Raw genomic sequence first — 12,260 nt, 5'->3', positions numbered from 1 at the left:
GTCAACCCGCCCAACGCAACGGCGCGTGCCTGTTGCACAATGAGGGCCGATTGGGAAGCGAAAATCGCAATCACCCGCGCCCTGCGCAACATTCTTTCGCAGTTGCCGGGAACTGCAAGCGCGCTATCCTTGCTGCGATGAAGGGTCCCGGCGAATCTTCCAGCGAGCGCTTGCTGATGGTCGAAGGAATGCAACGCGTGCCGAGCGACAAACTTGAACTGTTTCAACTGCGTGACTTCGTGCCTCACGATCTGCGCGAAGAACTGATTCGCCTGATCGAACAGGATCGCCGTCCCTCGACGCTCGCCGATGCGGGCGATGATCGCTATTTTCGCACCAGCGAGACATGCGATCTCGAAACGGACGAGCCCGCCGTGCGATCGCTGGAAGAGCGGCTGTATGCGCTGAATGGAATCGATCCGGCGCATGGCGAACCGCTGCAAGGCCAGCGTTACGAGGTTGGACAGGAATTTAAACCGCATTGCGACTATTTCAATCCGGGCGGTTCCGACTGGGCCAAATACTGCTCGGTTGCCGGGCAGCGAACCTGGACATTCATGATCTATCTTAACGACGTCGAGGCCGGCGGCGCGACGCGGTTCAAGGCGGTGGGAAAAACCTTCCAGCCCGAGGCGGGCAAGCTGATCTGCTGGAACAACCGCCGCCCCGATCTCAGCGAGAATCCCAATACGCTCCACCACGGCATGAAGGTGCGCAAAGGGCTCAAATACGTCATCACCAAATGGTATCGCGAGAAACCCTGGGGATGGTGAGGTGATCGAGGGCGGCAAGATCTACGAAGGCGGCTCTCATTGCAGGACGGTTCGGTTCCGCTTCACCATGCCCGAGGAGCCCGTAATCCGGCGGTGCAATTGCACGATCTGCGCGATGAAGGGGGTGGTGATGCTCGATGTACCCATGGCCAGCCTCGAGATCACGGCGGGGCGAGATGCCCTTGTGCTATATACCTTCGGCAGCGGGCAGGCGAAGCACCGGTTCTGTTCGAAGTGCGGTATACACCCGTTCCACCAACTGCGCTCCGAACCCGACCAATACGGTCTCAATCTCGCTTGCGTGGACGGGTTGACGATTTACGATCTGCCCGAGGTTCCGGTATTCGATGGCCAAAGCCATCCCGCTGATGGCGGCGAATACAGCTACGTCGGCATCATGCGGTTCGAACGCAGCGAAAATTGACGCAAGACAAATTTCGCTCGTGGCATTCATGGTAGTCAGCGAGAATTGGACCAATCGGGAGTGTGGTAATGACCGACTACAGCGATATTCGCGCCAAGCTGCAAACACGCCTCGCAGATCTGCTCGCACGCGCCGAGGTCATCGAAGATGACCTGCGCCACCCGCTCGACGCAGATTCGAGCGAACAGGCGGTCGATCTCGCGGACGACGAAGCCTTGGAAGGAATTGACGATGTCCTGCGGCAGGAGATCGGACAGGTACGCATGGCGCTGTTGCGGATCGAGAACGGGACCTATGGCGCCTGCAGCCGCTGCGGGAAGCAGATCGCACGCGCCCGCCTCGAAGCTCGACCGATCGCGACGCGCTGTATCGAGTGTGCAGACTGATCGGTCGAAACAAAAAGGGCGGCCTCGCAGGACCGCCCTTCCCAAAACTTCGAGGCTCGCCGCGCTCAGTTCTTCTTGAGCGACAGGCCGCCGAAACGCTTGTTGAAGGCTGCAACGCGGCCGCCTTCCTGAATCTGCTTGGTGCCGCCGGTCCATGCCGGGTGGCTGGTCGGGTCGATATCGAGCGTCAGCGTATCGCCCTCGCTGCCCCAGGTGGAGCGCGTCTGGAATTCGGTACCATCGGTCATCTTGACCGTGATCATGTGGTAATCGGGGTGACCTTCGGCCTTCATTGTAAACGTCCTTCTAGCCTCGGAACGGTTCCGACCGGTCCAGCTGTGTTGTGGAGAAGGCGCGCGCATAGCCGCGAGCGCCGAATTTGGCAACCTTATTCGGGTGCGTCGGCAATCATCGCGGTAAACTGCACTTCACAGGTCACCTTGCCATCGACCGAAGCCTCGCCCGCAAATTTGCACACACGGGAGCGCTTCTGGACGAATTCGGCCTTCAGATCGAGCAGCACGCCGGGCGTCACTGGCGCACGGAACTTCGCATTCTCGATCGCCATGAAGTAGACGAGCTTGCCCGAACCCGCGAGGCCGAGGCTTTCAACCGCGAGCACACCCGCGGCCTGCGCCAGCGCCTCGATCTGGAGCACACCGGGCATAATCGGCGCGCCGGGGAAATGCCCCTGGAAGAAATCCTCGTTGAAGCTGACCGCCTTGACCGCATGAATGCGCTCGTCGACGGCCAGTTCCTTGACCCGATCGACCAGCAGCAGGGGATAGCGATGCGGCAGGCGCTTCAGCACCTCGACGACGTCGAAACCGGTTTCGCTCATTCCCCTGCTCCTGCTGCTACGATCAGCGACCGGTCGGCTGCGTCGCCGGCTGCTGCTGCTGCTGCGCGGCTTGCTGGGCGGCCTGTTGCTGCGCGACGCCCAGCAGGACCTGCGAAACCGTCTGCTGCGTCTGCAGCGATTCCTGACGCGGGCGCCAGCCCTGCGGCGGCGTGATCTGTACGCTCGGCACACGCTGGTTCATTGCCGCCACGAGATCGCTCGTCACGTTGACACCCTCGGGGGCCCACTGGATGGCGTCCGGAGTAAGCAAGAGCTGGATATTCTTCTGCTGCACGACCTGCTGCTGAACATTCTGGTAATCGTCGATCAGCTGCTCGATGGCGTAGGTTTGCGCAAGCACGATCGGCTGCGACGTCTGCGCAAGCTGCTGCTCCTTCTGCTGGATCTGCTGGACGACAGTCGGGTTGGCCTGCGCTTCGGCCTGCGTGAGCTGGCCGTTGTTATCGGTATCGAGGCTCTGTTGCAGCGTCTGCATTTCCTGGCGAAGCGTACGCAGCTGGGTAATCTGCGCCGAATATTGCTGGTCGATCTGCTGGTAGGCGTTGATGCGCGCCTGACTGCGCACGATCACCGCTTCGGGGCTGCTGGTTGCGATGCCGTTGACCTGTGCAGCGGCGGGGGTCGCGATGGCTGCTGTGCCTGCAAGAGCGGCGGCAGCAATGGCTTTGGCAAAGAGTTTCATTAGAATTGCGTTCCTACATTGAAGGAGAAGGTCTTGGTATCGTCTCCGACCTGCTTCTTGAGCACGTGAGAGATATCGATCCTGAATGGACCGAAAGGCGAGTTCCAGTTGACCCCGAAACCGACCGAAATGCGCGGCGACGGGCTATCGCCCACGAACACTTCCCGGAAGGCCGGAAAAATGATGTTCGGCTCGTTGGCAGTTCCATCGGGCGCGATGGGGTCGGTGACGACGGTTACAACCGTATTCCCGTCCGCATCGAGCGAACTCTGGAGATACTCGAGATTTCCATTGGCGTCGGTGTTCTGCACCCCGTTAGGGAAATCCTGCAGTATGGGACGAGTGACGCTGAACAGCGAGCCGACGTCGAGAAAGATCGACGGCCGCAGGCCCATTTCGCGCGCACCGCTGCCCAAAGGAATTTCGAGTTCGGCCCTGCCGAGGTAGTATGCCTTGCCACCCAAGGCATCGTCGACGCGGTTGTTGCCCGCCAGGGCATCTTCGATCGACTCGGGCACATCCGGCGTCGTCGGATCTTCGTCGTCATCGATATAGGACAGGCGTACGATGCGGGGGCCAACACCGCGAATATCGAAACCCCGGAACTGCGGTTCGCCAAGGAAGAATCGATCGGTCAGAAGGACATCGTCGCGACCAGCGACGTCGTTGTCTTCAAGGCTGCGTATCCACCCCCCTTCACCGGTGACCGAGAAGATGAAACCACCCCCGACCGGCCAAAACTTACCCGCCTGGGCGCGCGAACGGACATATTTCACGTCACCGCCGAGCCCGGCAAACTCGGTCGTCCAACTCACCCTTTCACCGCGAGTCGGTCGAAGGCGACTGTCGAGCGTATTGTAGGTAAGCGTTAGCCCGACAATCGAACTCGTCCGTTCACCGATGGCTTCACAAAGGAAGCGGCTGGCCCGCAAAGGGTCGCAGGTCGCCACTCCATCGCCATCGCGATCGGAGAAATAGATCGACTCGTCGAGACTTACATCCTCATATTCGAAAGTGTAGCTGCCAATCGCACTTACATATTCGGTCAACGGGACGCCGGCACGGATCGAGATGCCTGTTTGCGACTGCTCATACGTCGTATTGCGTTCGTTGTTGCGGAAGTTGAAGCTGTTGAGATCGCGGCGATAAATGTCGACGCCGGCGGAAATGTTCCGGTCGAACACATAGGGTTCGCTGAAGCTCACCTGTGCCGATTGCGAGAAGCGCGAATAGTTCAGGCTCAAGCCGACCGTCTGGCCGCGGCCACGGAAATTGCGCTGCCGGATGGAGCCAGCAAGGATGAAGCTCTCAAGGCTCGAAAAGCCCGCCGACAGCTGCAATTCGCCGGTTGCCTGTTCTTCGACATTGGCTTCGAGCACGATCCGATCGGGTGCGCTGCCCTCGACCTGGTTGATCTCGAAGTTTTCCTGGAAATAGCCGAGCGAATTGATACGCGCGGTCGAACGCGCGACCGACAGCGAATTGAAGGCATCCCCTTCTGCAAGCCGGAATTCGCGGCGCACGACCTTGTCCTGCGTCAGCGTATTGCCGTTCACATCGATCCGCTCGACATAGACGCGCGGCGCTTCGCGAAGCACGAAGGTCACGTTCATCGTCAGGTCGTCGGGATTGCGGCGGAACTGCGGCTGCACATCGGCAAAGGCGTAGCCGAAAGTGCCGGCCAGCTCGCTCAACTGCTCGACCGTGTCTTCTACGAGCTTGGCGTCGTACCAGTCCCCCCCCTGCATTGGCAGGCGCGCGGTCATCGCGTCATTGTCGAAGTCGCGGATCTGAGAGTCGACCGACACATCGCCAAATTTGTACCGCTCGCCCTCCTCGACCACATAGGTGATGATAAAATCGCGCTTGTCCGGCGTCAGTTCGGCGACTGCGGAGACAACGCGAAAATCGGCGTAGCCTTCGGTCAGATAGAATTGGCGCAATTTCTGCTGGTCGAAGGCCAACCGATCGGGGTCGTAGCTGGTGTTCGAACTGAGGAAGCTGGTGAGACGCGCTTGCTTGGTCACCATCTCGCCGCGCAGCTCGCCGTCGGAGAAGGCCTCATTGCCGATGATGTTGATCTGGCGGACCTTGGATTTGGGACCCTCGCTTATTTCGAAGACGATATCGACGCGGTTTTGCGACAGTTCGACCATCTTCGGTTCGACGGTAGCGGCGAAGCGGCCCTGGCGCTTGTAGAGTTCGATAATGCGCGCCACGTCGGCGCGGACCTTCGAACGGGTGAATATCTGGCGCGGCGAAAGTTTGATCTCGGGCAGGATCTTGTCGTTCTTGATCCGCCGGTTACCCTCCAGGATAATCCGATTGATCACCGGGTTCTCGACGATCGTGATCACCACATTGCCATCATTGTTCACAACGCTGGCGGTGGAAAAGAGTTCGGTCGCGTAAAGGTCCTTGAGGACCTCGTCGCCGGCCGCCTGCGTCCAGACATCGCCTGGGCGCAGTTTGATGTAGGACAGGATCGTCTGCGGCTCGAGACGCTGGGCGCCGCTCACGGCGATGGTCTGCACAACATCCTGCTGTACGACCAGCGCCGGGGCCGGCGTTTCCGCGCCCTCTTCCTGTGCGAAGGCCATAGCGGGCATCCCTGCAAGCATGGTGCCGGCCAACAGGCCGATCGCCAGCCGCGCGGCAGGGTTCTTGCGTCGCGTGGCGGCAAAAGCAAAATCAGTCATCGACAAGGAGATTCCCGTCCTCGTTGCACTTACAGCAGACCCGGCTGTCGCAGCCCCGATCCGGCGTCAGGCCGCACTGAGCGGGGCAGCCCTGCCGTCCCCTGCCCGATGCGCCTTCGCCGATCAAGCGTTGCTGCGGTAAATTGCCGGTATCCCGCTCCCTTTCCCCGGCTAATTCCCGAAAACGGGAAGCGTCGCCAGATCGTTGATCGTGACGAACACCATCAGCATCAGCACGAGGGCCACGCCGGCGCGGTACGCCACTTCCTGACCGCGGGGCCCGACCGGCTTACGGCGGACCGCTTCTGCCGCGTAGAAAGCCAGGTGCCCGCCGTCGAGGGCCGGGATTGGCAGGAGGTTGATGAATGCCAAGTTAAGCGAAATCAGCGCGGCGAAATTGATGAAGGCCATCGCGCCGAGACTGAGCTGCTCGCCGGAGAACTTGGCGATCTTCACCGGCCCGCCGAGTTCCTGAACCGACCGTTCACCGGTGAAGATCTGACCGATTCCCGTCACCATCATGTCGACGATGCCGATCGAATGATCGACCGCCAGGCCCAGCGAAGACCCCAGCCCCTGAGGCACGAATTCGAGCTCCGACCCGCCCGAAGCGACACCTATCATGCCGATTCTCGAGGCATTGCCGAACCGATCGGTCATCTCGACACTGCGCACCGGTACGGCGAAAGTCCGTTCCGCGCCGTCACGCACGACGGTGATGTCCAGCGTGCGACCAGGATAAAGCATCACCGAATCCTGCACGTCGCGGAAATCCTCGACGCGCTCGCCCTCGACAGCGACAATCCGGTCGCCGACTGCAATACCGGCTTCACGTGCAGTCGAGATTTCGGCGAATTCGGCCACCGTCATCTGCTGATCGACATCGGCGGGCACAGGCTTGCCGTAGAACGCGAAGAAGCTCGCGAAAATGCCGAGCGTCAGCAAGATATTGGTCGCCGGACCGGCGAAGACGATCAGCGCGCGCTTCCACAGGGCGGCGTGATGGAAGCTGCCCGTGCGCTCCTCGGCGCTGGCACGCGCGGTCGCTTCAGCATCGGGAATGCTGGCCGGGTTCATGTCGCCCTTGAACTGGACATAGCCGCCAAGTGGGAGCGCGCTAAGCTTCCAGCGCGTGCCACGTTTGTCGGTGAAGCCCCAGATTTCCTCGCCGAAACCGACCGAGAAAGCCTCTGCGTGCACGCCGAACCAGCGGCCGACGAGATAGTGGCCGAGTTCGTGAAAGGTGACCAGCGGCCCCAACAGCAGCGGGAAGCCGATTACGTAATAAAGCCAAAGGGGCAGGTCGAATTCCAAGGTCAGGCGGGCTCCAGCAAGTGGGTGGCACGGATACGTGCGTCCTCGTCAACGCGCATAACCTCTTCGAGGGTCCGCGGCGCATTAGGCAAGTCGCCTTGCTGGAGGACGCTTTCCACCACTACCGCAATCCTGCTGAACGCAATCTTACGCGTCAGGAAAGCTGCAACCGCCACTTCGTTTGCGGCATTGAGCATCGCCGGCGCCGCCCCGCCCGCTTCCGCGGCCTCGCGGGCGAGCTTCGTCGCGGGGAACCGCACTTCGTCAGGGGCAAAAAAAGTCATCTCGCCGATGGCGGGCAGGTCGAGCGGTGCCATCGGCGTATCCATCCGCGCCGGCCAGGCGAGGCAGGAGGCGATCGGCACCCGCATGTCGGATGGTCCGAGCTGAGCCAAAGTCGACCCGTCGCGATACTCGACCATCGAGTGGATCACGCTTTGCGGGTGAACCACGATCCGGATGCGCTCGAGATCGATCGGGAACAGGTGGTGTGCCTCGATCAGTTCGAGACCCTTGTTGAACATGGTCGCGGAATCGACGCTGATCTTGGCGCCCATGTCCCAGTTGGGATGCGCGATGGCCTGCTCGGGCGTCACCGCGGAAAGATCCGCAACCGTGCGCAGCGGCCCGCCGCTGGCCGTTAGCGTGATCGAACGTACATCCTCGATCCGGCCGCCCTGCAGGCACTGGAAGATAGCGTTGTGCTCGCTATCGACCGGCAACAGGGTCGCGCCGTGCTTCGCGACCGCCGCGGTCATGACTTCTCCGGCGGACACCAGCGCCTCTTTGTTCGCCAATGCGATGGTGCCGCCCTGCTCGATCGCGGCCATGACCGGGCCAAGCCCGGCGCAGCCGACGATGGCGGCGACGGTGATATCGACCGGGCGCGAAGCAGCTTCGCACAATGCCGCGCGACCCGCCGCCGCTTCGATTCCGGTGCCCGCAAGCGCATCGCGCAGCTCGCCAAGGCGGCGCTCATCGGCCACCACCGCAATGCGCGCTCCGAACTCGCGCGCGGCCTTCGCCAGGCCCTCGACATTCGAATTTGCGGTCAAGGCGACCACCTTCCAGTCCCCGGAATTGCGGCGGACGAGGTCGAGCGTTTGCTCGCCTACCGAGCCGGTCGCGCCGAGGATGGAGATCGAGCGCATCAGCGCGCCGCGCCGAGCAAGACGCCCGCCAGCAATATGACCGGGATCATTCCGTCGGTGCGATCAAAAACACCGCCGTGTCCGGGAATCAGCCGAGAGCTGTCTTTTACTCCCGCCTTTCGCTTGAGCCAGCTTTCGAAGAGGTCGCCTGCCTGCGCCGCGACCGCGGTCAAGGCACCGAGAGCCAGGATCTGCCCCGCCTCGGCGAGGTCGAAGAACATCGTCGTTTCGCCCGACACGGCACGGGCCGCGACATAAATCCAGCCGCCGATCCACACCGTTGCGCCGACAATTCCGCCGAACAGGCCCGCCCAGGTCTTCGACGGGCTGATCGAGGGCGCAAGTTTCGGCCCCCCGAGAGTGCGACCGAAGAAATAGGCGAAGGTATCCACCGCAATGACCGAGCCAACCACACCGACGACGATCGGCAGCGGAAAGCGCGAAATCATATATCCCGCAATGCCTATATAGATCGCCCCGGCAAGTATGCCGGCAAGGCGATAGGGTATGTTTTGCGTCGCTTTGACGACCAGCAGCACGAATTCGATCATCGTGGCCAGCACAACCGCCAGGATGAACCAGCCGAACCACGGATCGCCTGCTACCAGCGCTCCAGCGGCGACGACGATCATCACCGCGGCCGAGATGATCCGCACCGGCAGGTCCGGGTTTTTCGGTGCGGGTTGATCCGTCACTGCTTCAGCGTCCGCCAAATCGCCTCTCCCTCTCCGCGAAATCGGCCAAGGCGTGCTTCAGATGATCCGGCGTAAAGTCCGGCCACAGCACGTCGACGAACAGCATCTCCGCGTATGCCGCCTGCCACAAGAGAAAATTGGACAGGCGTATCTCGCCGCTGGTGCGGATCAGAAGGTCGAGCGGTGGTAATGGCGCGCTGTAGAGATGGCGCTCGATCGACTCCTCGGTCACTTCGCCCTCCTCCGCCGCCTTCCGCGCAGCCTGCGCAATTTCCGCGTGCGAGCCGTAGTTGAGCGCCACAGCCAGCGTCCGCGAGCCGTGAGAAGTCTTCTCCAGGGCATCCTCGAGCATTGCGACGATATCGGGCGCAAGTCCCTGCCAATCGCCGAGGATATGGAGCTTGACGTCATTGGCGATAAATTCGGGCAAGTCCGATTTGATGAACCTGCGCATCAGATTCATCAGATCGTCGACCTCGTCTTCGGGCCGTTTCCAGTTCTCGCTGCTGAAAGCGTAGAGCGTCAGACACTCGATACGCGTATCCTTGAGGCTACGTACGAGTTCGCGCACGGCCTCCACGCCCCTGCGATGCCCCATGGCGCGGGGCAGGTGCTTGCGTTTCGCCCAGCGGCCATTGCCATCCATGATGATGGCCACATGCCGGGCGTGCCGCCCTTCCCCACTCATCCTCTCGCTCCGCGTCCCGCCGCCTTACTGCGTCAGGATTTCCTTTTCCTTCTGCGCGGCGGCAACATCGGCCTCACCGACATACTTGTCGGTCAACTTCTGGACCTCGTCCTCACCGCGCTTTTGCTCGTCCTCGGAGATTTCCTTCTTCTTCTCGTCTTCCTTGAGCGCCTCCATGCCGTCGCGGCGAACATTGCGGATCGCGATCTTCGCCTGTTCGGCATATTGTCCGGCAAGCTTGGCGAGTTCCTTGCGGCGCTCCTCGGTCAGGTCGGGCATCGGCAGGCGGACATTCTGCCCGTCGACCATCGGGTTGAGCCCGAGGTTGGCCTTGGCAATGCCCTTTTCGACCGCGGTGACATTGGCCTTGTCCCATACCTGCACGCTCAGCATGCGCGGTTCGGGGGCGCTCACGGTGGCAACCTGATTCAGCGGCATCATCGCGCCATAGACCTCGACCATCACTGGATCGAGCAGGCTGGTATTGGCCCGGCCGGTGCGCAGACCCGCCAGATCGCTCTTGAGGCTTTCGATGGCACCCTTCATGCGGCGCTCGATATCGGCTTTGTCGTACTTGGCCATGGCGGATTCCTCTTACTTTTCTGTGTTCGTGACGATCGTCTGCGTGCCCTCGCCGCTCAGCACGCGGGCGAGATTGCCCTTTTCGCGGATCGAGAAGACGACGATCGGGATATTGTTGTCGCGGCACAGGGCCACGGCGCTGGCATCCATGACCTTGAGATCGTCGGCCAGAACCTTACCGTAACTTACGGTTTCAAAGCGCTTTGCGTCCGCATTCTTCTTGGGGTCGCTGTCATATACCCCGTCGACGCTGGTACCCTTCAACAGCGCGTCGCATCTCATTTCCGCCGCGCGTAGCGCCGCACCGCTGTCGGTGGTGAAATAGGGCGCGCCGACGCCGGCGGCAAAGATCACCACGCGGCCCTTTTCGAGGTGGCGTTCGGCCCGTCTGCGGATCACCGGCTCACAGACCTGGTCCATCTGCACCGCACTCTGCACGCGTGTTTGCACCCCGAGCTGTTCGAGCGCGCTTTGCATCGCCAGCGCGTTCATCACCGTCGCGAGCATGCCCATGTAGTCGGCCTGCGCGCGGTCCATCCCCTGCGCCGCCCCGGCCATCCCGCGAAAGATATTGCCGCCGCCGATGACCAGGCAGATTTCGAGCCCGGTTTCCTTGGCAGTCTTCACCTCCTTGGCCAGTTCCATGACGAAGGCCGGATCGATCCCGAACTGCTGGTCGCCCATCAAGACTTCGCCCGAGAGCTTCAGGAGGACACGTTTCATCGTCGATAGAGGCATGGATTCTCGCTTGGCAGAAGTTTGCGCGGCCTTAGAGCGCCAACAGGCCGCTGCCAAGTGCGCGGATTGTGGCGGAATTCGCGATCGGCCGTTTTCCAACGCCGGAGCGAGCGCCCGCTTCGCCATGGCGTCACGACCAGAAATCCGGTCGCAGCCGGTCGGAGCAGAAGGGATTCGACCGAATCGGCGTTGCTTACGAAAACGGCCGCCGAACCGAAGTCCGACGACCGTTCCCGAATACGAGCGACCCGAATAACTACGGGCTTCGCCAATTGCTCATAGAAGGAACTGCTTTGCCAGTTTTTTATTTTGCGAAATACACAGAATCAGCCGGCGACGGCAGCAGCGACCTCTGCGGCGAAGTCGGCTTCTTCCTTCTCGATGCCTTCGCCCAGCTGAAAACGGACGTAATCCACCAGCTCGACCTTGGCCCCGACATCCTTGCCGGCCTGCTCGACGACCTGCGCTATGGGGGTCTTGTTGTCCATCACGAAGATCTGGCTGAGCAGCGCGTTTTCCTTGGCGTATTTGTTGATCGCGCCTTCGACCATCTTTTCCTGGACGTTTTCGGGCTTGCCGCTTTCGGCAGCCTTTTCCTTGGCGATCGCGCGTTCGCGCTCGATCACGGCCGGATCCAGACCTTCGGCGGTCAGCGCCTGCGGGAAGGCCGCGGCAATGTGCATGGCGAGCTTCTTGCCGAGCTCTTCGAGCTTGGCGGCATCGCCTTCGCTCTCGAGCGCAACGAGCACGCCGATCTTGCCGAGGTCGGGCGCGACGGCATTGTGCATGTAAGGCACGATCACGCCGTTGGTGACCGAAACGCTCTTCATCCGGCGAACCTGCTGGTTCTCGCCGATGGTCGCAACATTGTCGGTCAGCTTGTCGGCAACGGTTCCGCCATCGGGATAGGCAGCGGCCTTGAGCGCTTCGACGTCGTCATTCGATGCGTTGAGCGCGACCTGCGTGGTCTTGCGCACGAAATCCTGGAACTTGTCGTTCTTGGCGACGAAGTCGGTTTCCGAGTTCACCTCGACGGCCACGCCCTTGGTGCCTTCGACGGCAACGCCGACGAGACCTTCGGCCGCGGTACGGCTCGACTTCTTCTGGGCGGTAGCGAGGCCCTTGGCGCGCAGCGCGTCGACTGCGGCTTCGATATCGCCATTGGCGCCTTCGAGGGCCTTCTTGGCGTCCATCATGCCCGCGCCGGTCTTTTCGCGCAGGGCCTTTACGTCAGCGGCAGTGAATGCAGCCATGATAGTTTCCTTC

Annotated in this window: 14 protein-coding genes; 3 read left to right on the top strand and 11 right to left on the bottom strand. The window is 61.5% G+C overall.

Annotation, left to right across the window (positions count from 1 at the left end):
* Positions 1–137: 137 nt before the first annotated feature.
* The 3 genes from ASS64_RS00355 (at position 138) to ASS64_RS00345 (ending at position 1,583) form a co-directional block, all read left to right on the top strand.
* Entirely contained in the window at positions 138–773 is a 636-nt protein-coding gene (locus ASS64_RS00355) for a 2OG-Fe(II) oxygenase (protein ID WP_067688178.1), read from the top strand.
* 67 nt (positions 774–840) lie between these two features.
* Positions 841–1,197, top strand: a complete 357-nt coding sequence (locus ASS64_RS00350) for a GFA family protein (protein WP_083508159.1) — start codon at positions 841–843, stop codon at positions 1,195–1,197.
* 68 nt (positions 1,198–1,265) lie between these two features.
* Positions 1,266–1,583, top strand: a complete 318-nt coding sequence (locus ASS64_RS00345; protein ID WP_067688172.1) for a TraR/DksA family transcriptional regulator — start codon at positions 1,266–1,268, stop codon at positions 1,581–1,583.
* A 65-nt stretch (positions 1,584–1,648) separates the two neighbouring features.
* Here the strand turns inward: ASS64_RS00345 and rpmE are convergent, their stop codons facing one another.
* From rpmE to tsf, 11 genes are all read right to left on the bottom strand, one after another.
* A complete protein-coding gene (gene rpmE / locus ASS64_RS00340) occupies positions 1,649–1,876 on the bottom strand; it encodes a 50S ribosomal protein L31 (RefSeq protein ID WP_067688169.1) in 228 nt (75 codons plus the stop codon).
* Between the two features lie 95 nt (positions 1,877–1,971).
* The gene (gene fabZ, locus ASS64_RS00335; RefSeq protein ID WP_067688165.1) at positions 1,972–2,424 is read right to left on the bottom strand and encodes a 3-hydroxyacyl-ACP dehydratase FabZ; all 453 of its coding nucleotides are present in this window, start codon (positions 2,422–2,424) and stop codon (positions 1,972–1,974) included.
* Between the two features lie 22 nt (positions 2,425–2,446).
* Complete coding sequence (locus ASS64_RS00330; RefSeq protein WP_067688163.1) at positions 2,447–3,127, bottom strand: OmpH family outer membrane protein; 681 nt, start codon at positions 3,125–3,127, stop codon at positions 2,447–2,449.
* Entirely contained in the window at positions 3,127–5,826 is a 2,700-nt protein-coding gene (gene bamA, locus ASS64_RS00325) for an outer membrane protein assembly factor BamA (RefSeq protein ID WP_067688160.1), read from the bottom strand. Before bamA ends, ASS64_RS00330 begins: the two co-directional genes overlap by 1 nt.
* 171 nt (positions 5,827–5,997) lie before the next feature.
* Entirely contained in the window at positions 5,998–7,140 is a 1,143-nt protein-coding gene (gene rseP / locus ASS64_RS00320) for an RIP metalloprotease RseP (protein ID WP_067688157.1), read from the bottom strand.
* Between the two features lie 2 nt (positions 7,141–7,142).
* Positions 7,143–8,291, bottom strand: a complete 1,149-nt coding sequence (gene dxr / locus ASS64_RS00315) for a 1-deoxy-D-xylulose-5-phosphate reductoisomerase (protein ID WP_067688154.1) — start codon at positions 8,289–8,291, stop codon at positions 7,143–7,145.
* Positions 8,291–9,004 carry a phosphatidate cytidylyltransferase gene (locus tag ASS64_RS00310; protein WP_067688150.1) on the bottom strand — a complete coding sequence of 238 codons (714 nt, stop codon included), beginning with the start codon at positions 9,002–9,004 and terminating at the stop codon, positions 8,291–8,293. The genes dxr and ASS64_RS00310 overlap by 1 nt, the downstream gene beginning before the upstream one ends.
* Positions 8,991–9,674, bottom strand: a complete 684-nt coding sequence (gene uppS / locus ASS64_RS00305) for a polyprenyl diphosphate synthase (protein WP_067688147.1) — start codon at positions 9,672–9,674, stop codon at positions 8,991–8,993. The genes ASS64_RS00310 and uppS overlap by 14 nt, the downstream gene beginning before the upstream one ends.
* 24 nt (positions 9,675–9,698) lie before the next feature.
* Positions 9,699–10,256, bottom strand: coding sequence for a ribosome recycling factor (gene frr / locus ASS64_RS00300; protein ID WP_067688144.1), 558 nt, complete (start codon positions 10,254–10,256; stop codon positions 9,699–9,701).
* Positions 10,257–10,268: 12 nt separating this feature from the next.
* Entirely contained in the window at positions 10,269–10,994 is a 726-nt protein-coding gene (gene pyrH / locus ASS64_RS00295; RefSeq protein WP_067688141.1) for a UMP kinase, read from the bottom strand.
* Between the two features lie 326 nt (positions 10,995–11,320).
* On the bottom strand, positions 11,321–12,247 hold the full coding sequence (gene tsf / locus ASS64_RS00290) for a translation elongation factor Ts (RefSeq protein ID WP_067688138.1): 927 nt from the start codon (positions 12,245–12,247) through the stop codon (positions 11,321–11,323).
* Positions 12,248–12,260 lie beyond the last annotated feature (13 nt).

Origin of the sequence: Erythrobacter sp. AP23, assembly GCF_001542855.1 — a bacterium.
Lineage (GTDB): Bacteria > Pseudomonadota > Alphaproteobacteria > Sphingomonadales > Sphingomonadaceae > Qipengyuania.
Note: the sequence above shows the minus strand (reverse complement) of the source record. Positions and strands in the feature narration are given on the sequence as shown.

Coding starts and splice junctions, on each gene's coding strand:
- ASS64_RS00355 (WP_067688178.1), top strand. CDS start 138: ATGAAGGGTCCCGGCGAATCTTCCAGCGAGCGCTTGCTGATGGTCGAA.
- ASS64_RS00350 (WP_083508159.1), top strand. CDS start 841: ATGCCCGAGGAGCCCGTAATCCGGCGGTGCAATTGCACGATCTGCGCG.
- ASS64_RS00345 (WP_067688172.1), top strand. CDS start 1,266: ATGACCGACTACAGCGATATTCGCGCCAAGCTGCAAACACGCCTCGCA.
- rpmE (WP_067688169.1), bottom strand. CDS start 1,876: ATGAAGGCCGAAGGTCACCCCGATTACCACATGATCACGGTCAAGATG.
- fabZ (WP_067688165.1), bottom strand. CDS start 2,424: ATGAGCGAAACCGGTTTCGACGTCGTCGAGGTGCTGAAGCGCCTGCCG.
- ASS64_RS00330 (WP_067688163.1), bottom strand. CDS start 3,127: ATGAAACTCTTTGCCAAAGCCATTGCTGCCGCCGCTCTTGCAGGCACA.
- bamA (WP_067688160.1), bottom strand. CDS start 5,826: ATGACTGATTTTGCTTTTGCCGCCACGCGACGCAAGAACCCTGCCGCG.
- dxr (WP_067688154.1), bottom strand. CDS start 8,291: ATGCGCTCGATCTCCATCCTCGGCGCGACCGGCTCGGTAGGCGAGCAA.
- uppS (WP_067688147.1), bottom strand. CDS start 9,674: ATGAGTGGGGAAGGGCGGCACGCCCGGCATGTGGCCATCATCATGGAT.
- frr (WP_067688144.1), bottom strand. CDS start 10,256: ATGGCCAAGTACGACAAAGCCGATATCGAGCGCCGCATGAAGGGTGCC.
- pyrH (WP_067688141.1), bottom strand. CDS start 10,994: ATGCCTCTATCGACGATGAAACGTGTCCTCCTGAAGCTCTCGGGCGAA.
- tsf (WP_067688138.1), bottom strand. CDS start 12,247: ATGGCTGCATTCACTGCCGCTGACGTAAAGGCCCTGCGCGAAAAGACC.